The 19,979-nt window shown below is 43.0% G+C and carries 14 protein-coding genes and 2 tRNA genes; 10 read left to right on the top strand and 6 right to left on the bottom strand.

Translation table 11 applies throughout. From position 1 onward, the window contains the following. Window positions 1-102 precede the first annotated feature (102 nt). A complete protein-coding gene (locus RID53_RS29135) occupies window positions 103-3,192 on the bottom strand; it encodes a UPF0182 family protein (protein WP_446391420.1) in 3,090 nt (1,029 codons plus the stop codon). Between the two features lie 116 nt (window positions 3,193-3,308). Between RID53_RS29135 and RID53_RS29130 the strand changes: the two genes are divergently transcribed. Further along, a complete protein-coding gene (locus RID53_RS29130; protein ID WP_446391419.1) occupies window positions 3,309-3,458 on the top strand; it encodes a hypothetical protein in 150 nt (49 codons plus the stop codon). A 352-nt stretch (window positions 3,459-3,810) separates the two neighbouring features. Here the strand turns inward: RID53_RS29130 and RID53_RS29125 are convergent, their stop codons facing one another. The 4 genes from RID53_RS29125 to RID53_RS29110 form a co-directional block, all read right to left on the bottom strand. Continuing rightward, window positions 3,811-7,782 carry an nSTAND1 domain-containing NTPase gene (locus tag RID53_RS29125; protein ID WP_446391418.1) on the bottom strand — a complete coding sequence of 1,324 codons (3,972 nt, stop codon included), beginning with the start codon at window positions 7,780-7,782 and terminating at the stop codon, window positions 3,811-3,813. A 32-nt stretch (window positions 7,783-7,814) separates the two neighbouring features. Continuing rightward, a complete protein-coding gene (locus RID53_RS29120) occupies window positions 7,815-8,312 on the bottom strand; it encodes a hypothetical protein (RefSeq protein WP_446391417.1) in 498 nt (165 codons plus the stop codon). 436 nt (window positions 8,313-8,748) lie between these two features. After that, window positions 8,749-8,820: transfer RNA gene (locus tag RID53_RS29115), tRNA-Thr, on the bottom strand. Window positions 8,821-8,875: 55 nt separating this feature from the next. Further along, window positions 8,876-8,957, bottom strand: a tRNA-Tyr gene (locus RID53_RS29110). Between the two features lie 264 nt (window positions 8,958-9,221). Between RID53_RS29110 and urtA the strand changes: the two genes are divergently transcribed. From urtA to RID53_RS29065, 9 genes are all read left to right on the top strand, one after another. Then, entirely contained in the window at window positions 9,222-10,544 is a 1,323-nt protein-coding gene (gene urtA / locus RID53_RS29105; RefSeq protein WP_446391416.1) for an urea ABC transporter substrate-binding protein, read from the top strand. Window positions 10,545-10,609: 65 nt separating this feature from the next. After that, window positions 10,610-11,782, top strand: coding sequence for an urea ABC transporter permease subunit UrtB (urtB, locus tag RID53_RS29100; protein ID WP_446391415.1), 1,173 nt, complete (start codon window positions 10,610-10,612; stop codon window positions 11,780-11,782). A gap of 58 nt (window positions 11,783-11,840) precedes the next feature. Further along, entirely contained in the window at window positions 11,841-13,016 is a 1,176-nt protein-coding gene (gene urtC / locus RID53_RS29095; RefSeq protein ID WP_446391414.1) for an urea ABC transporter permease subunit UrtC, read from the top strand. 210 nt (window positions 13,017-13,226) lie between these two features. Then, the gene (gene urtD, locus RID53_RS29090) at window positions 13,227-14,366 is read left to right on the top strand and encodes an urea ABC transporter ATP-binding protein UrtD (protein WP_446391413.1); all 1,140 of its coding nucleotides are present in this window, start codon (window positions 13,227-13,229) and stop codon (window positions 14,364-14,366) included. 699 nt (window positions 14,367-15,065) lie between these two features. After that, window positions 15,066-15,767 (top strand): urea ABC transporter ATP-binding subunit UrtE, encoded by a 702-nt coding sequence (gene urtE / locus RID53_RS29085; RefSeq protein ID WP_446391444.1) that lies wholly within the window; start codon window positions 15,066-15,068, stop codon window positions 15,765-15,767. A 217-nt stretch (window positions 15,768-15,984) separates the two neighbouring features. Then, window positions 15,985-17,763: an ATP-binding protein gene (locus RID53_RS29080; RefSeq protein WP_446391412.1), complete on the top strand. Its 1,779-nt coding sequence runs from the start codon at window positions 15,985-15,987 to the stop codon at window positions 17,761-17,763. 143 nt (window positions 17,764-17,906) lie between these two features. Further along, window positions 17,907-18,155 (top strand): hypothetical protein, encoded by a 249-nt coding sequence (locus RID53_RS29075; RefSeq protein WP_446391411.1) that lies wholly within the window; start codon window positions 17,907-17,909, stop codon window positions 18,153-18,155. 2 nt (window positions 18,156-18,157) lie between these two features. Beyond that, window positions 18,158-18,334 (top strand): hypothetical protein, encoded by a 177-nt coding sequence (locus tag RID53_RS29070; protein ID WP_446391410.1) that lies wholly within the window; start codon window positions 18,158-18,160, stop codon window positions 18,332-18,334. A gap of 145 nt (window positions 18,335-18,479) precedes the next feature. After that, a complete protein-coding gene (locus tag RID53_RS29065; RefSeq protein WP_446391409.1) occupies window positions 18,480-18,974 on the top strand; it encodes a gluconokinase in 495 nt (164 codons plus the stop codon). A 131-nt stretch (window positions 18,975-19,105) separates the two neighbouring features. On the opposite strand, the gene RID53_RS29060 is transcribed toward RID53_RS29065, so the two are convergent. Next, the gene (locus RID53_RS29060) at window positions 19,106-19,948 is read right to left on the bottom strand and encodes a hypothetical protein (RefSeq protein WP_446391408.1); all 843 of its coding nucleotides are present in this window, start codon (window positions 19,946-19,948) and stop codon (window positions 19,106-19,108) included. Between the last annotated feature and the right edge of the window lie 31 nt (window positions 19,949-19,979).

Genomic DNA, 19,979 nt, shown 5'->3' with positions numbered 1-19,979 from the left:
TGCTACCCCTGCTACCCCTGCTACCCCTGCTACCCCTGCTACCCCTGCTCTCTACCCCACCACAAGACTTATTCAGCAGCCCCTATCTGCCTTCTGCCTTGGTTATCCCCCCTCTAACGGCACAGGGGGTTCCTCTAGGGGACGAATAATCGTGGGGGCGGGTTCTTGTTCAGGTTCCTGAAAGATTCCCTCCAGCGCCTTTTCTAAACTTTCCGCCATGACAATGCGATTTTCATAAACAACAATCACCCGCGCTAAAATAGGCAAGCTATTGCGTTCGGCTTCCAGGTAAAGCGGTTCGACATAAAGTAAGGATTGCTCAATCGGAATCACCAACAGATTCCCCTGAATCGCCCGTGAACCTTGACGATTCCACAGTGAGATTTGCTGAGAAATGACCGGATCTTGATTAATTAGGGCTTCAATTTGTTCAGGTCCGTAAATCAGTTCTTGTTTAGGAAACTGATATAAGAGTAATTTGCCATAATTCTCACCATCTGAACGCCCTGCCAACCAAGCAATTAAATTATTACGTGCCTGAGGTGTAAAGGGATGAAGGAGAATGAACTCTTCATTTGTAGCCGTTGGCAGTTTCATAATCAGGTAGTATGGTTCCAGAGGTTGCAACTCCGTGCCGTAAATCTCCTGGGGAATTCGCCACTGGTCTTCCCGGTTGTAAAATACTTGGGGGTCAGTCATGTGATAGGTGAGTAACCGTTCCGACTGAACACTGAAGATGTCTACCGGATAGCGAATATGACGCCGCAGCGCCGGAGGCATGGCGTCTAGGGGTTGGAATAGATTGGGAAAAATTTTTGTCCAGGTTTGAATAATTGGATCGTCGGGGTCGGCAACATAGAATGTAATCGTGCCGTGATAGGCATCAATGACGACTTTAACTGAGTTGCGGATATAGTTAAACTCATTATCACCAGGGTCAGAATAGGGATAATGTTTGCTGGTGGTGTAGGCGTCAACAATCCAGTAAAGATAGGTTTGATCCGTTTCTACTTCCCCACCCTGAGGATTAACACTGACAATATACGGATCGCGATCATACCGTAAGAACGGCGCGATCGCCCGAATCCGTTGGTTGATGTTGCGGCGGAATAATACCTTGGTTTCCGGCGTAAAGTTGTCCGTAAACAACATCTTCCAATCTTTGAGATACTCGGCAAACAACAGCCTGCGCCATAGTGAACTAATCTGAACCCCCCCATTGCCATCGTAGGTATTGTAAACATTATCCTCACCACTGGGATAATCGAATTCCCGCACTTTAGTGGGAGTCATTACATAATTTTCAGTGAGTTGTCCGTAGTAAATTCGCGGTGCCCCAATCGGAATACTTTCGCGAATCAGTTGGCTAGATGTGGATAAATCGCCGCCAACTCCGAGATCAGCACCGGTGCCAATATCTTTAACAAAATAGTTAGGCAATCCGCCACTACCCACCCGATTTACAGGACTCATCGTAAAGCCATAGCCGTGGGTATAAACTAAGTGTTGGTTAACCCAGGTTTGGGCTTGTTCGGGTACTGATTCGTAGGATAATTCCCTCGGTGCAATAATCACTTGTTGCTTTTCAATCGTGAAACCGGGTGTGGGTACAGTTAGGGAAGTCTCTGTGTCTTCTGCTTCTAGTTCATCGCCTTCTTCTCCCGCAAAGGAAGGCGGAACACCAGTCACTTCTAACGGTAGCCTGTAGCGGTCAATATCAGCGTCCGGAAATTCGTAGTAGAGACGGATACGTTGTAGCTGACGATTGGTTTGCAGGATGGGACGAGCATCCCAGAGGCGGATATTGCGAATCGTTAAAACATTTTCATCTAAATCAGCACTGGTGAGTTCGCCTTCGGGGTCAAAGATTTCTACATTAATACTATCCAGATCAAACGCCGCTCGACTCAGTTTGATACTGCGTTCAATATAGGGACGTTCGCGTTCTAGTTCATTCGGCTGCACACCAAACCGTTGCACCGTCGCCGGGATTAGCCAGCCTGCGATCGCGACCATCATCACATACAATCCCAGTAGGGAGAGTGTTCCCTTGCCACTTCTGTGCAGCGACTTAAACCCGATTATCGGTCTCAGGAGTAAAAATAAAGCAATCCCCAGGGCGAAAATACTTAACCCTGTATTAATCGGTAACTGTGCCTTAACATCGGTATAACTAGCACCATAGGTAACGCCACGAGTGGAATACAGCAGTTCATAGCGCGATAGCCAATAATGGAACGCTACCGTCGCCATCGCCAAGGAACCCAATCCATGTAAATGATAAAGTTGATGATCAGAAAATCCGGGAAACCGCCCATGAGACAGGCTATTTCCAGATACTAAATAGGTTAAGGTTACGGCGACTAAACCAAACAGACACAGCCCCCCCAGCCAAAAGTTCAATAGTTGCCACACTGGCAGTTTAAAGACATAGAAACTAATATCTGTGCCAAATAAAGGGTCATTCGCATTAAAGGCGGTTGGCTGGAAATACTGCAAAATCCTGCCCCATTGTCCGGATACCACTAAGGCAAAAACCACTGAAAAAACAACAGCCATCGCCGTTAACCAGAATTGGGAATTAACCACCAATGCGATGACAATGATAACTAAAACAATGAGTTGTATTATCTGTACCAGCAGCCGTAACAATACATCGTGTATGGAACTCCAATCAAAAGGTGTTGGTAGGGGTGGGGTGACACTGGGTAAATTAAAATCAGGTTGCCACAGGGAGATAGCCACTTCGCCATAATGGAGTAGCATAATCCCCACGAGTACGTCGAGGCATAGTACGATGGGCAAGAGTAATCCTAACCGCAGCGCTAACGCTCCTTTTTCCAGGTTGAAGGGTTTAGAGTCTTGTGTAGGAGTCTTTGGTAGGGTTGGATTGAGTTGAGTAGTCCCCGCAGGTATCCTAGTGGGGTTACCAACCTCCTTGGCGATAGCGGCGGGATACTTCAGCCGATTGGCGAGAAACAAATTACTGAGTAAAAATCCGGCGGATAAGCAGCCAACAAATGCCCACAAACCTAGCTGAGTCCGCAAGCGTAACCAGAACGCCGACAAATAGTCAAGCTCAATGAACCATAAAATTTCCGCAACCAGGTGAGCCAGCAAATCCCAGGCTAGCCACAACCCCAGAAGCACGATGATGACTTGAAAAAGGCGGTTCCAGATGCGTTTAAACATTTTGCGGAGTGAGCAGCGATAGTATCCTCTATCCCAAGTTTATCTGCCTTGTGCCTTCTGCCCTTGTCGATTGCCAAATTAAATGACATCTTTAACAAATAACCAAAACCCAGATCATGCTTGAGGCGTTAGCGCAATATCTGGGTAAAAATACAGTGCTTGGTCTTAATGCCGATTTAGAGGAGATTCGTACTATGCTACGCAACCATGACGAACGGCTAGATGTGCTTGAAAAGAAGTTGAATCGGGTGAGTGAAGAAGACTAGGTTGTGTTACAAGTAGTCAGGAGTTACACGACGATGCGGCGTTGTTCAAGAAGGGGTGGCAAAGAAATCGGGATCTGTTTACAGCAGTTTTCAAGTTAGTAGACTACAGACGATCATTGCGCTGAAAAGCAAGCCGATACAATTTTGTATTCCATAAACGTGAAAAGCGCGGTAACGTGCTGTCCGTTCAGTGCTGGTTGTGCCGTACCAATTTCATTCAAGCGGCTGTCTTCGTAACGTAAGGATAACCACCAGTAAACGTATTCAGGACTATGAGTAGTTTCATAAACAGGATGTTAACATTAGACCACTGTTCGCTACTAATGTTCTCAACGAATTGATTGATATAATCTCACTTCATAATCTTTTGACACGTATTTCGGTCAGCTTGACTAAGAGTTTGATTCGTATTGAGATAGTCTTCAAGCCAACTACATCCCTTGCTCAAAAGCTCATCCAAGTCAAAATTCCATAATATTACAAATGGATGCCGCCCAGCAGAAACAAGAGTTTTACCATCAGGGCTAAATTGAAGCTTTGTATAAGTCTTCTGTTCCCCAATCTTACCAACTAAGCTTCCATCAATTTGATACATTTCAATAAAACTATCTTCTCGATTTGGCGCTGCCGCTATCAAATCGCCGTCATGGTTAAAGCTAACACTAGCAAAACCACCTTGGGTTTCAGAAATAGTTTGACCAATTACAGAATCGTTATCAATCTCCCAAAGTTTGAGAGATCCCTTATGAAAGGGTACATTAAAAGTACGTGTACTAGTAGAAGCTATTATAGTTTCTTCTTCATTAATGCTAATATCAGATACTGATTCCGTGTGTCCATTAAATGTTTTTAATAAAGTGCCGTCAAGTTTAAATATCTTAATAATACCGCTTCTACTACCTAGGATAATCAAGTTCTTGCGAGGGCTAATCACACCACTAGTCCATACATCACTAGGACTTATATTAGCTCTGACAGATGTAACTTTGACAGTAAGATTCTCTTTATTACGTAAGACTTTCAGGCTGACTGTTTCCCCCACTCGGTTTAAGACCTTGTGTAGAGGAGTTTTGTAAGATATCTCTTCTGGTTTTAGTCCTTTCGTTGATATACCGTCAATCTCAATTATTTGATCACCAGTTTTCAAGCCAGCAAAGGATGCAGGTGAATTTTCAATAAGCCGAGCAATAATAGGGAGCGATGTATTATTGTCGTACCCAATGTAAGCTCCTATTCCTGCTCTGTGATCTTCCCATTGCGATAGTAGCTTTCCATCATAGCTCCATATACGTACTATATCATCACCACCAAATGAAAATATCCTCTTTTTATTAGGAGAAAATATAGTAATAGGACCATTATCATAATCTGCTTCTGACTCAAAATTACCACTTAGCTTAGGAATAGTCTCATCATCCTGAAAATAATTATCCGTATTCTTGTTTTCTAGTTTATTGTTTTTAGTCTCTTTAAGTTTCCAGTTAAAATCAGAAATGAGCTTTCCATTATTGGTTAATAACTGAACTTTATGCTGTCTATTACCGCTAATTCCAGCAATAGAAATTATTTTACCATCTGGACTGAAGCTCAAACTAGTTACTTCAATATTTGGTGCTATCCTGGTTACCAAGGAACCATCCATTTTCCAAACTGCAACAACATTATCAGTTGTTGTTACAATCAATTTTCCATCAGGAGATAAGCCAAAAAATTGTGTTGTCAAAAAAGGCTTAGAAGAGCGAGGGTGAATACTTAATGTTTCTAAAGGTTGCCCTTTTATTTTCCAAATCCGTATAGTTGAATCCTGACTTGACGATGCAAGTTCTTCACCATCAGGACTAAAACGCAAACTAGTTATAAAACTATTATGTCCTTTGAGAGTGTCAAGCAATGTCCCATCACTTCTCCAAAGTTTGATGGTATTGTCATAACCACCTGATGCAATAATTTGACTATCAGGGCTAAATGCCACTGTTCTAATTCCATTAGAATGTCCAGACATACTGTGTAGTAAAGAGCCATCTGAACTCCACAATTGCACAGAACTTCCAGCAGCAGTAGCAATCAATTGACCATTAGGACTAAATGTTACAGGAACCCATTCGGTGTATTCTGACTCCATAGTAGATAACGATAGACTCTTAATAAATGTTCCGTCGCGTTTCCATAATTTCACCACAGAATCTATTTTATTTGGAGTACTATCACCACTACCAGTTGCGATTGTTTGACCATCAGGACTGAAACTTACACTATCAACCTCAATACTTTTATTACCCTGACTTAAAGTACTTATTAACTTACCATCACGACTCCAAACCTTAGTAGTACCATCAGCACCTGCAGAAGCAACTATTTTCCCATCAAGACTAAAACTTACATCACGAATTAGGATTCCAAGACCACTATGTTTCAATCGAATTAATTTCTTAGTCTGGATTTCATATAAATTAACGATGCCATTGCCTCCTGATGCAATAGTTTTACCATCAGGACTAAATTCAACACATTTGGCGCCACCATTTCCTAATACTACTCCCCCCTGAAAGCTGCTGAGTAAAGTGCCATCTAGCTTCCAAAGCTTTACATCATTTAAGCTAGAGGAAATAACCTGGCTACCATCTGGGCTAATATCAACCATAGTCACTTCTGAACTGTGACCTTGAAGGCGGTTGCTTTCTTTAACACCATACACAATTTCTCTTAAAGAAGTTAAGGTACGTACTCGAGCCTGCTTGCTTGCTTTACCGGAATTTCTTAATCTCTTCAGAGAAATACCAGCTTTTATACCATTTAATAAAGCTTCAACTTCTTGATCCGAAGCAAACATAGTTTCGGCATTGGCAATCTGAGAAATAACTTCTGCATTTGCTTGAGCCGTTGAAGCATTTGACCATCCTATAGTGGCAACAATAGAAAGCAATAAAGCAATGATAGAAAAAACGATAAGACCTATAATAGTTCGCCTTCTTCGAGCATTTTTAATTCTCTGTTCTTTTCTCAGTAGAATTAGACTCGCTTCAATGTATTCTTCTTCGATTAGTGCAAAATCTGCTCTCCTAACATGAAACCACTCCCTAGCTTCAGCAAGAGCTTGTCCACGCAAAAGTGACCCCTCATCCTTACTGTTTCTTAACCATTGGCTAATTATAGATCGGAGATTATCTTGCCAAATTCTAAACTTCCGATCAGCAAGTATCCATTGACGTAATCGCTCCCATCCTCTGATTAATGCTTCATGAACTACTTCAACTGTCTCCTCACCTGTTTCCTGGTTACACCCAGTCACCACTAAACGAGCTTCTTGGCTAGACAAATAAGTTACTAAATCCCAATTAGAAGCTTCAGATCGGGTTATTATCTTTCTTGTATCAAGAGCATTCTCAGATATATGTACTAACTGTAAAAATAGTTTCTGAGCAGATTTTTGTTCAAATACTGAAAGGCTTGTGTAAATTTGTTCTGCATGATTAGCAAGTGCTTGCTTAACTTCTCCTATTTGGCTATAAGCCACATGAGTTAGCAAACCCCGCCGTTGCTTACTCCAAAGCAAGGTTAAAGCAAATTCCATTAGAGGAAGATTTCCTGGCTCTTCTCCAACATCATCTAAAATACGATCTGCCAACTTCTCTTCCAACTTGATACCTAACTGAATAGCAGGACACTCAATGGCTTGTCTCATCTCTTCACGAGTCATCCCACTTAGTAACTGTGGAGGGTATTGTTGCAAAACATCTCTAAAAGGACGATAAGCAAGGACATATCCATAGAAATCAGCCCTTAATGTAAAAACAATATGTAGTTTCACCTCACTTCTTGGAGCAGCTAATTCCACTGAACTCAAAAGCTGCTGTAAAAAGCACTCTCTGTCACGAGTACTTTGGCAAAGTGTATAAAGTTCTTCCAACTGATCGACAATTAACAGGAATTTGATATTCCTCTCTAGCTTTCGTAAAATATGCTCTACTACGTCACTTAGTTGAATTTTCTGCTCCCTTAGGGATTTAGCTAACTTACTATTCTCTCTGAGAATATCAACCTCAGATTTTTTAGAATAAAGTAGACTAGTAAGTTGGTAGGATAAATTATAAAAGGGTCGGTTGCCCGGTCTAAAGCTTATCCACAGCCACTCTTGTTTGATAAGTAGCTTCGGAAGCAAACCAGCGAATATAACTGAGGATTTGCCACTACCAGAAGAGCCAATTACACCAACTATTGGATATTGCTGAACAGCATTTACCAACCCGATGGCACGTTCTGAACCTTCCAAAAAAACTTCTCTGCCGAAGAAAGCATCTGCATCTTCTAAGCGAAATGCTGACAAACCTCGATACGGACAATCCGTAATGAGGTCAACTACTTTTTTTTTGTTTTATTCAGTAGACGACTGAAGGTGGGGAAAAATTGCTGAAGTATATCTTGTGTACCAAATTCAATTTCGTAAGATACAAAAGGGGGCAATAGCGGAAGCGTAGCTTTTAATTTGGCAGTAGAAGATTTATCTGGTTCTCTCAGTTTATCTCGAATCTCAAGAAGTAGATGAATTATCTCATCTGGATATCTGCTAGTCTGATGTTTAGTTATTTGCTCAATTGTTTGAGTCACTTCAATAATTACATTATTTGCTTCTATTTCATTAATAGACAACGCATTGAATTCTTGAGATAGAACTTGCCAATACTCTGCTTCGTAGCGACGAATGTCTGGAATAATTTCTTCCCTAATTCGCATTTCAATAGAAATTTTTGCTTCAGCATCATATGCTGTAATACGGCTACGCTCCATGGCTGCCAATTTCTCATAAAGGAGTTGAAGGTTTTTATTTAAATCTAACAATCGACTATTTTGAGGCATTTTCGGTATATCCCTTTAGTCATTAATGGAGAGGTGAAGAGTTTTGTGAAAGCAATCAAAATTTAACGTGGAACTCCTTCTTTCTTTGTAAGAGTACCCATTTCGTGAGGTCATTCGCATCAAGGATTATTTCTACCGCACTGAGCCAAATTATCTCAATTGGATTAAGCGATATCGACGCCTGCAAAAGCAAAAACCATCCCTACGATAGGGGAGTGCAGAAAATTCACTATTTTTGATCCCATCTCAACACATCTTGCAGTTGATCGTCAAGTTACAGTTTCTACTCACGCGCCAAGCCTTGAGTGCTTTGCTATTTTTGTATCGAAATGTTCTTCAGGTTGAGTTAATCATGACAGGATATTCTCTTAACCACAACCAAGGCTGTTCCCTATGCCATCAACTACGAAACCAACGAGAATACAGATTTGCAAAAAGCCCGTGACGAGGATTGAACTCGTGACCTCACCCTTACCAAGGGTGTGCTCTACCACTGAGCTACACGGGCATATTTATATGGACGCTTCTAGTACACATACCCTCTAAAAATTAGAGTTATGTGATGGGCCGAGTTGGATTTGAACCAACGTAGGCAAAGCCAGCGGATTTACAGTCCGCCCCCATTAACCACTCGGGCATCGACCCATTTCGTTCACAGTTATTAATACTAGCACAACTTTTAATTTGTGTTCAACTTTTTTTCGGACTTCCCCATCTCAGCCATCTTCCCGAATGGGCGCAAGGCTTGCGCCCCTACAGCGCAGTCATCTGAGCGCTCTGATTCATCTGCCTCGTCTCGCAATTTTGTATTAAAAATAACAATTCCTCAGATAAGCTCGCTCTAATATCACAGCTTAACCTTGTTTATCTCTATCAACCCACGGAATTAGCCGAGGAATATTTATACAAATGGTTAGACGATTAGGGCGACGCAAATTTTTGATCTATGGCTCCGCCACATTAGGCACCAGTATTCTCCTCAAAGCCTGTAGTGAGCCGCCAGCACCGGATACCACAGGAGAGGCAACAACCTCTGACTCGGCGGCGGCTGGTGGTAATGGAGACACGATAAAAGTCGGGATTCTCCATTCCCTGAGTGGCACAATGGCGATTAGTGAAAAAAGCGTCGTGGATGCCGAACAACTCGCCATTGAGGAAATCAACGCTGCTGGGGGTGTCCTGGGTAAGCAGATTGAACCGATTGTGGAAGATGGTGCTTCAGATTGGCCCACGTTTGCTGAGAAAGCCAGAAAGCTAATTGACCAAGATCAGGTTGTTGCCGTTTTTGGCTGCTGGACGTCGGCTAGCCGCAAGGCGGTATTGCCCGTCTTTGAAGAGAAAAAACATATGCTCTGGTATCCTGTGCAGTACGAGGGTCAGGAGTGTTCTAACAATATCTTTTATACAGGCGCGGCTCCGAATCAACAGATTGAACCAGCCGTGGATTGGTTGCTGGAGAATAAGGGTAAACAATTCTTCCTGATTGGTTCTGACTACGTGTTCCCTCAAACCGCCAACACAATTATTAAGGCACAGCTTGCAGAACTGGGTGGCGAAACCGTTGGCGAGGATTACTTGCCTCTGGGAAATACAGAAGTTACCCCAATTATTACTAAAATCCGCGCGGCGTTACCAGACGGAGGAGTTATTTTTAATACCCTCAATGGTGATAGTAATGTGGCTTTCTTCAAACAGTTACAGGGTGCAGGGTTAACCCCAGATAAGTATCCGGTGATGTCGGTGAGTATTGCTGAAGAAGAAGTCAAGGCAATTGGTACAGAATACCTGAAAGATCAGTATGCGGCGTGGAACTATTTCCAAACGGTTGACACACCAGAAAACCAGGAATTTGTCAAGGCATTTAAGGCAAAATATGGTGAAGACCGAGTGACCAACGACCCGATGGAAGCTGCCTACATTGGCGTTTACTTGTGGAAGCAAGCGGTTGAACAAGCAGGAACGGCTGATGATTTAGAGGCGGTTCGCAAAGCGGCTTATGGTCAGAAATTTGAAGCCCCAGAAGGGATGGTTACGATGAATCCTAACCATCATCTCTCAAAAGTGGTACGGATTGGAAAAGTGGGAGAGGATGGTTTATTTGAAATTGTCAACGAAACGGAAGCGGCTGTTGAACCCGTTCCCTGGAATCAATTTGTTGCCGATACTAAGGGATTAGGTTGTGATTGGTCTGATCCAAGTAAGGGGGGTAAATATAAGTTGAAAGACGTATAAGTCAGTCATTAGTCATTAGTCCTTTGTCCTTTGTCATTCCTGACCAACAATCAACGTAGAAAATTGTGCTAGCAGGACTGTTAGGTAGTCTCTATGGCGGGATCAGTAATGGCGCTGTTTTATTAATTGCAGCGCTGGGATTAGCCATTGTGTTTGGACTCATGGGTGTGATCAACTTGGCACACGGGGAGTTGATGATGCTGGGTGCTTATACGACCTTTGTTGTCCAAAATGGTTTCAAGTCTCTGGGAGAACCTTGGTTTGAAACCTATATCCTATTTGCCATACCGATCGCGTTTTTGGTAACCGCCCTTGTCGGATTGATTCTGGAACGGGGGTTTATCCGGTTTCTATACGGGCGTCCCCTGGAAACCTTGCTGGCAACCTGGGGCGTTAGTTTAATTTTGCAGCAGTTTGTCCGTAGCGTAAATTGGGTGATGGTGATTGGCATTGCCCTATTTTGCCTGCTGTTTTTTGGGGCGCTGTGGGTGCTGTCTCGTCGGGCAGATTTTCCAAGGATTCGTTCTTGGGCAATACCAACAATGGTAGTCCTATCCTTAGGAATTGTCTTTACGATTGGCAAGGTTTTGAGTGAAACCTCCGACTTGGCGTTAACGAAGCCTTGGTTTGGCACTCAAGGTGTCGATGTAACCGCGCCAACCTGGTTACGGGGAGGGTGGATGGTGGAGTTACCGGAAGGCAGTTTTCAGTTATCGTATGTCCGATTATTTATTATTGGGCTAACTATTCTTTGCATTACGGGAATTTACCTATTTTTACAGCGTTCAGCTTGGGGATTACGGATTCGCGCCGTGACTCAAAATCGGAGTATGAGTGCTTGTTTAGGAATTCCTACGGGTAAGGTTGATGCGTTAACCTTTGCTATTGGTTCAGGTTTAGCTGGAGTCGCTGGTTGTGCGATTAGTTTACTGGGTTCAGTGAGTCCCAATACGGGTCAGGATTATATCGTCAATACATTCATGGTCGTGGTGGTTGGCGGCGTTGGTAAATTGGTGGGTTCGATTGTGGCGGCGTTAGCGATTGGGACGATGAATTATCTGATTAGTTCGGGCATACTGGCTTTAATTTTTGAACCGATTCAGCCGTTATTTGAGTTTTTTACCTTTTTTTCCACCACCAGTATGGCAAGGGTGATGGTATTTGCCTTAATTATCATTTTCCTGCAAATTCGACCGGGCGGGATTTTTCCACAGAAAGGACGATCCTATGAACTATAAGGCAATAGGCAATAGGCAATAGGGAAACAAATGACCAATGACAAATGACCAATGACCAATGACAAATGACTCAGTAATTGAAATTCCCGGACTAGACCGACGGCGCAAGCGTCGTCAATCGCTGCTGATTGAAGTGGGTGTGGTTACTCTAATCGCCCTGCTGCTGATTATTGTCATGCCGTTGGCGCTGTCTGACTTTCGCCTGAGCTTGTTGGGGCGATTTTTGGCATTGGCGATCGCAGCCTTGGCAATTGACTTGATTTGGGGCTATACCGGACTTTTAAGTCTGGGTCATGGCATCTTTTTCGCCTTGGGCGGTTATGCGTTGGCAATGCACTTGACATTAGCCCCCTTGGAAGGCGATCGTTTGCCGGAATTCATGACTCTCTACGGTGTGGAGAAATTGCCCTGGTTTTGGCAACCGTTTGATTCCTTTGGATTTGCTGTCTTTGCCGTGATTATTATTCCGGCTATCGTCGGGGGCTTGTTTGGCTATCTTGTCTTTCGTAACCGGATTCGAGGTGTTTATTTTTCCATCCTCACCCAAGCGGCGACGATTGTATTTTTCAATTTCTTCAATGGCCAGCAGAAACTATTTAACGGTACGAATGGTTTGACCAATTACCAAACCTTACTGGGGGCTGATGTGAATGCCAGCCGAACCCAGTTTATATTTTATACCATTACAATTCTATTGCTGGTAGTCTCTTATGCCTTATGTCGCTGGCTGACTCAGGGTCGTTTTGGGCGCTTGCTAGTGGCGATTCGCGATGATGAAAATCGGGTGCGGTTTTCGGGGTACAATCCCACCGGATTTAAGGTATTAGTCTTTGCTATTTCTGCGGGGTTGGCGGGAATCGCGGGGGCGATGTTTACGCTGCAAACGGGGATTATTTCACCCAAAGCGATGGATATTGCCTTTTCGATTGAAATGGTGATTTGGGTGGCGGTTGGTGGTCGTGCTACACTCGTGGGCGCAATTCTAGGGGCGTTGGTGGTTAATTTTGCCAAAAGCCTTTTTAGTGAAAACTTTGCTGAAAGTTGGCTATTTTTCCAAGGGGGATTATTTTTGCTGGTGGTGACGGTGTTACCGAGTGGGATTGTCGGGTGGTGCCGGTATTCCGGATATCCGGCGTTGCTGAGTCTATTTGGGAAGCGAAAAGAAGTAATTACTTATCCCAGTTTAGAAGAAGACCCAGAGGTACAGCGAGAACGAGAGGAAATTAGTCATTAGTCGTTCGTCCTTTGTCCTTCGTCATTTGTCCTTCGTCCTGGGTTAGCTAAACGTTTGCCAACTATAGCGTTTTCAAATGAAATGTGCATCTAGATTGTCTTTTCTTTGCTTTCAACAAAACTCCCTCTCTTTTTCCCCTATTGCCTATTGCCTATTGCCCATTGCCTTTTTACCAGGTTCCTGTGTTTACGACTCAAATAAAAATGCTATATGAATCAACCGATATTATCAATTGAAGATTTAACCGTTAGTTTTGATGGCTTTAAGGCACTCAACACCCTTAACTTCAGTATGGATACTGGAGAATTACGGGTGATTATTGGACCCAATGGTGCAGGAAAAACCACGTTCCTCGATGTGATCACCGGAAAAGTCCAGCCAACTAGGGGACGAGTCCTGTTTAAAGGACGCAATCTGCGGCGTAAATCGGAAGATAGGATTGTGCGGATGGGGATTGGTCGTAAATTTCAAACCCCGCGAGTTTACCTAAATCTAACAGTGCGAGAAAATTTAGACTTAGCCTGTAATCGCCGTAAAAATGTTTTTTCAACGCTGTTTGGGCGTCCTGCTGCATCGGAACGACGCACGGTGTTAGGGTTATTAGAAACAATTGGTTTAGTTCCCAAAGCCGATTTACAAGCCGATTTACTCTCCCATGGGGAAAAGCAACGGTTAGAAATTGGCATGTTGGTGGCGCAATCCCCTGATTTATTGCTGGTTGATGAACCTGTGGCTGGGTTGACTGATGAAGAGACCGAAAATATTGCTGACTTGCTGATCAACTTAGCCGAGAGTCATTCAATTATTGTCATTGAACATGATATGGAATTTGTGCGGTTGATTGCCCGTAAGGTGACGGTGCTGCATGAAGGTTCGGTGTTATGTGAAGGAAGTATTGATGAGGTGCATAATGACCCCCGTGTGGTGGAAGTGTATTTGGGACGAGAGTCCTCGATTAGCGCCCATCAAATGAAACTGTTGCGAATTGTGACCGCAATGGCTTGGTCTGATGGGGATTTAGCGCCCGAAGAAGCGGAGTTAATTATTGCTCGCTTGAGTCAATTGTTTTCGACGGATAGTGAAGAACAGAAGAAGTTACAAACAGAACTGCGGGATTATTTAAGCGCTCATGTTGATATTGATGAGTTGGTGGCTCAAATTGAAAGTCCTGAAGAACGGGAGTTAATTCTGAAGTTGGGGTATGAGGTGATTAATGTTAGCGCCCGCACGCCTAATGAACCGACGATTAATGAACAAGAAGCAGCAGCCTATAAAGACCTAGTGACGCTTCTGGATTTACCGGAAGCTGTGGTGAATCGCTTGGAAACAGATACCTCCAAGTCGTTGTGATTGAGGATTAAATACATAAAATGTGTTTTTTGTCAAATTTATTTCTGAATAAGATCAAAAAATTTTGTCATTGGGGTATGCTTGTATTTTTTTAGTTTTGCCGACGCTAGCCAACAAAATGACGCCAGAGTAAGGGTTTAAAGCCTGCATTTTTGCAAATTAGCTACAATTAGCCTATGTTAACAGACTACACATTTTTTAATATATCATACTACAGCCAAATAACAACGTCAAATTGGGCTTTTCCAGGAACTGCTGCTGCCCTGTCAAAATTCCATCATATTTACAAAATCAAATCTTAAACTTTGAACTTAAAAGTTTTCTTTATAAAAGCTTCAACCTATAATACCAGTTCAGTTATCGGTGGGGAGGGCGGGTTTTGTTGAAATGTTATCGGTGAATAGCGAAATTTAGTCCCTAAACCCGCCCCTAAAATTGTGCCTAAATATGCCCCCATAATATCTAAATCTGCCGCTATAATTGACTCTGAAACAACGTTCAGGGCATAATTTTTACGTCTTGCGATCGCGAACTGTGGTTACACCCAGCGATGCTCTGAGATAGTTCCTAAACTTAACACTCCTCAATAATGTTTGAGCGATGCTGCACTACACTAAGAATACCAATTAATCGCTTCTAGCTATGAGTCAAACTGAGCAAGTAATATCTAAAATCGATCATCAATCTTCAACTCAGCTAATGCTGCAAATTAGGGATGCGAATGTTTACTATGGCGAAAGTCACATCCTGCGGGATGTCGATTTAAGTGTACCCGTCGGACAAATGGTTTGCCTGATTGGACGTAATGGCGTAGGCAAAACAACGTTATTGAAAACGATTATGGGGTTACTTAAACCTCGAACAGGTACAATTACCTTAGCCGAGCAACTGATTACCCATAAATCCCCCGATCAACGGGCAAAATTAGGAATTGGTTATGTTCCCCAAGGGCGGGAGATTATTCCGCGCTTAACGGTAAAAGAAAATCTCTTGCTGGGGTTGGAAGCCTGTCGTCGGGGTAGAGGGAACAAAACCGAGATTCCCGAAGAAATTTTCAGCTTATTCCCCGTGTTAGAATCCATGCTATCTCGTATGGGTGGAGACTTAAGTGGAGGACAACAGCAACAACTTGCGATCGCGCGGGCGTTAATGGGAAAACCTCGATTATTGGTGTTGGATGAACCCACCGAAGGGATTCAACCTTCGATTATCTTAGAAATTGAAGCCGCTATCCGCCAGATTGTCAAGTCTACAGGGATTTCTGTGTTGCTAGTGGAACAGCATCTGCATTTTGTACGACAAGCGGATTGGTACTACGCCATGCAGAAGGGAGGTATTGTCGCATCAGGTTCAACCAGCGAATTGAGTCAGCAGGTGATTCAGCGCTTTTTAGCGGTTTAGTTATAGGGAACAGGAAACAGGGAGATGGGGGAGATGGGGAAGATGAGGGCGAATGATAAATGACGTAGCTTGCTTCTCGCGATAGCGAGTATGACGAATGACGAATGACGAATGACTGAAACACCAGATTCACAGGATTGACATCTAAAAATTTTACCTTGGAAAGGCAAAGGGTGCTTTATCTATAGTAAAACACTGGCAGTATCGCATTTACCTTATGCATCACTCAGAATCGGGCATTCTTTCTCATTCTCCAGGTGTGGCGACTCCTTCCCCACCAGCGCGTCGCTTTCCTCGGTTTGCTAATCCTGGACTCTGGATTAATCGTATCAGCCGTCGTTGGAGTATTCATCAAAAAATTGGTTCTGGCTATTTTTTAGCGGTGAGTATTGCTGTTTTGGGGACAGCGACAGGATTAATCGTGGGAGAATATTATGATGACCGCGCCAGAGAGTCATTAGAAATCACTCAGGAACGCCTAGAACTGATGGAGGATTTAGAACAATCCTTCTTTAATATCATATTATACCAAGAGCGATTAAAATATTTATCCCTAAATCAGACTATCAAGGTTGAAAACATTATTGAATTAAACGAAAATTTAATCAAAGCCAATAGCCAACTGTCAAAATTACAGACCCATTTAAGCAATAATCGCGAATTACCTATTAGTTATTCTAATTATACTAAAAAATCTACAGTCCTGTTGAATGATTGTGATCGAGGGTTAGATATATATCAGCAAACCGTTCGTTCTCTTTTAGAAAAAATCAATTCGGAAACAATTACGATTACTCAGGCTCAAAGCATTAAGTCCTTTTTGCTGACAAACTTGAAGGAGGAATTAATTCCCCAATTTGAAACAATTTCCGCCAATTTAGACGAAGTTGTTCGCTTAACGGAAATTCAACAACAGCAGGCAAAGGCGAAATTCAAAGAAGCCAAGATATTACGGGCTAGCATCATTGCGGGGAGTATGATGCTATCGATAGGAATTGCTGCTGTTTTAGCCATCTATACCAGTCGTGCGATCGCCCGTCCAATTCAATCCGTCACCCGCGTCGCCGAACAAGCCACCCAGGAGGGCAATTTTAACTTACAAGCCGCCGTGACAACTGAGGATGAAATCGGCGTATTAGCCACATCCCTGAATCATCTGATTCAACGAGTCGCTACACAAATTCGGGACTTACAGCAAGCCCAAGTGCAACTGATTCAAAGTGAAAAAATGTCTAGTTTGGGACGGATGGTGGCTGGACTTGCCCATGAAATTAATAATCCGGTTAATTTTATTTATGGCAATCTGACCTATGTCCAAGATTATACCCATGATCTTCTCGAACTCTTACATCTCTATCAGCAGCAGTATCCCCAGCCTTCAGCGGAGATTAAAACAAAGCTTGACGACATGGATTTTCAGTTTATCCGCGACGATTTACCCAAAATTATGAACTCCATGGAAGTGGGAAGTGAACGCATTCGCCAAATCATTTTATCCTTGCGAAACTTCTCTCGCCTCGATGAGGCAGAAATGAAACGAGTTGATCTTCACGAAGGAATTGATAATACCCTTTTGATTTTAAATTCTCGTCTGACTCAGACTATTAAAGTGATCAAGCAGTATGGACAAATTCCTTTAATTGAGTGCTATCCAGCCCAACTTAATCAAGTGTTTATGAATATTATCAATAATGCCATCGATGAACTGACTGTTGAATCAGGTTTGGCGAAACGACAGATTTTAATTCAAACCCAGCACGTTAATTCTGATCACGTTGAAATCAAAATTCAGGATACAGGTTCGGGGATTCCTCCAGACATAAAACCTAAAATATTTGACCCCTTTTTCACCACCAAGCCCGTTGGACAAGGCACAGGGATGGGTTTGGCTATATCCTATCAGATTATTGAGAAACATCAGGGAAAAATAAAGGTAATTTCAGAACTGGGTCAAGGTTCAGAGTTTATCGTCAGTTTACCGATTAAGCCGGAGTAATTCCGTAATTTATACAGTATGCTCTCACCGATAACTTTCATTTTTACGTAGATCCACGGTTTCATCAGAACTGGTATGATTCCTATAATCTTCCTAGTTGTATGAGGAACAGTAAAACGATGTATGAACGCGACATAATACCAATGAACAATCAGTCTAGTCCTGTAGATACCGTTTGGCAAGCAGCGAATACCCTATCAACAGAGGAAAAAGCGGAACTGGTAGAACGGTTACTGGGTCAAGAATCGGGGTTAATTGTCATATCCGCCACCAGTCATCTGGCTGACTATATCATCGCTCAGACTAACCTATTATCCAGAACAGGTTTGGCGTATGTATGGAGAGCGATCGCGAATCGGATGATTGGCGAAGAACATGATCCTTGGGGTTAACTATGCGACTTCAGCACGTTAGGAAAATCACCACGATTCAGGGTGCTATTCTGGTGATTGAAATCAGGGAACGGGAAAGACTGGATATCCAACCCAGTAGGGGCGCATCGCGATGCGCCCTTTCCCATAATGTTTATAATTATTATCAATTAAGCTGTTCAGCATTTAAATGTCAGTAATGACGAAAATATTGTAGTGCGTTTAGCGAAGCCATGCCGCAGGCTTTGCATCTTCCTTGCTACTAATACCCTATGTAAATGCATGACAGCTTATTCAGAATAGACGCGAATTTAAAACGTCCGCAGCCCGTCAATGAACTGAGAAATGATTATAATTGTAATGGGAGTTTCTGGCTCTGGCAAATCTAGGGTAGGTCAAGCCTTAGCTCAACGCTTAGAATGGCAATTTCGGGATGCTGATGACTTTCATACTCAAGTCGCCAAAGAGAAAATGAAACAGGCAATACCCCTCAACGATCAAGACAGACAACCCTGGTTAGAGGTGATGCGATCAGCCATTGATCGGTGGATAATGGCAGGTAAAAATACAGTATTAGCCTGTTCAGCGCTCAAGTCAAGTTATCGTCAAGTTTTACAGATTCAAGATTCACAAGTCCAGTTTATTTACCTACAAGGTAGCTTTGAACTCATTTATAAACGGCTTAAACATCGGCAAAACCACTTTATGAAAGAAAGCCTGCTACAAAGTCAGTTTGAAACCTTAGAAGAACCGACTCCCGCTGAAGCCATCCACATTGACGCTTCCCAATCTCCAGAGGTAATTGTTCAAGAAGTGATCAATCAGTTGAACCTGGAGTAAATTTTGTTGATCGTTGATTGTTCATTCTGTTATTTGCTCCCAGACGCGCCATGGCGCGTCTCTACATTGCTCCCCCTGCTCCCTCTGCTTCCCCTGCTCTCTAACCCACCACAAAACTTATTCAGCAACCCCTAATTACCCCCATTTCCCGGCGAACAATCGGGTAACTCACTAGCGGGAACCACTGAATCGGAACTGGCAAATCCTTGCAATTTTTGTTTATAATCAACTAATTGTTGCCGAACCTCTTGGGAGTCAATCTGACCGATCATCCGATTGATCACATTAATCGCTTGTGACCAGTTTTGAGTACAAACAGCTTGTCGCAATTGGGCATTGAGGTTAGCTGGAGGGGAACTAACTGTTCCAGTAGCACCTTCCGGAGTAACTGTTCCGGTACCTCCTCCCGCCAGTCGGAAGGAATTAAAAAAGCCCTGAATACTTTTTTGCAAATAGTTTTCTTTGGACGTAGCGACTCCTAATAAATAGACCCGCTGATTGACTAAATAAAGCCGATATCTACCACTAACACCTTCCGGGTGCTGCATTCTAAATGCTTTGCCAGAATAATTATTTAAATTAATCGTTTGCTGATTTAAGAGTTGCCCAGCCATACTTTCGGATAATCCCAGCACCACTCCGGTTAAAAACTCATTGATTTGACCCGAAGTTTGGATCATAGTGCTAAAATCCCCCGGTAAATCAAAGTAAGCTACCAAGTAGTTTGCTTCGTTAGGACGTTCAACGGTAAATGACTTCAAGTTGAGTGGAGCTAATTCAGTGTTAATTGTGTCCTGTTCTTGGCGAGGTGTACCGGGCATTAAGACAGTGAAATTGCCTTCGGCTGAGGAGAAGGGTTTCCAAATGGATTGGGCGACTTGAATCAGGGGTTCAGCCCGCCCGATTCTCGGTGTTGCTGATCCACTCACCAGCAAGGTGGTGATTAAGAATGGGAGTAGTACCTTGGTATTCATGGCTCTATTTATTTGGCAAGGTTATCAGCCT

It is taken from the genome of Coleofasciculus sp. B1-GNL1-01 (assembly GCF_040220235.1).
GTDB lineage: Bacteria > Cyanobacteriota > Cyanobacteriia > Cyanobacteriales > Coleofasciculaceae > Coleofasciculus.
The sequence above is the reverse complement of the archived record's forward strand: the minus strand, read 5'-3'. Positions and strand labels throughout refer to the sequence as shown.

Excerpts from the sequence above, each read along its gene's own strand:
- urtC (WP_446391414.1), top strand. The coding sequence starts at position 11,841 with ATGACAAATGACTCAGTAATTGAAATTCCCGGACTAGACCGACGGCGC.
- RID53_RS29070 (WP_446391410.1), top strand. The coding sequence starts at position 18,158 with ATGCGACTTCAGCACGTTAGGAAAATCACCACGATTCAGGGTGCTATT.
- urtE (WP_446391444.1), top strand. The coding sequence starts at position 15,066 with ATGCTGCAAATTAGGGATGCGAATGTTTACTATGGCGAAAGTCACATC.
- RID53_RS29080 (WP_446391412.1), top strand. The coding sequence starts at position 15,985 with ATGCATCACTCAGAATCGGGCATTCTTTCTCATTCTCCAGGTGTGGCG.
- RID53_RS29065 (WP_446391409.1), top strand. The coding sequence starts at position 18,480 with ATGATTATAATTGTAATGGGAGTTTCTGGCTCTGGCAAATCTAGGGTA.
- RID53_RS29130 (WP_446391419.1), top strand. The coding sequence starts at position 3,309 with ATGCTTGAGGCGTTAGCGCAATATCTGGGTAAAAATACAGTGCTTGGT.
- RID53_RS29075 (WP_446391411.1), top strand. The coding sequence starts at position 17,907 with ATGAACAATCAGTCTAGTCCTGTAGATACCGTTTGGCAAGCAGCGAAT.
- RID53_RS29120 (WP_446391417.1), bottom strand. The coding sequence starts at position 8,312 with ATGCCTCAAAATAGTCGATTGTTAGATTTAAATAAAAACCTTCAACTC.
- urtD (WP_446391413.1), top strand. The coding sequence starts at position 13,227 with ATGAATCAACCGATATTATCAATTGAAGATTTAACCGTTAGTTTTGAT.
- RID53_RS29135 (WP_446391420.1), bottom strand. The coding sequence starts at position 3,192 with ATGTTTAAACGCATCTGGAACCGCCTTTTTCAAGTCATCATCGTGCTT.
- RID53_RS29060 (WP_446391408.1), bottom strand. The coding sequence starts at position 19,948 with ATGAATACCAAGGTACTACTCCCATTCTTAATCACCACCTTGCTGGTG.
- urtA (WP_446391416.1), top strand. The coding sequence starts at position 9,222 with ATGGTTAGACGATTAGGGCGACGCAAATTTTTGATCTATGGCTCCGCC.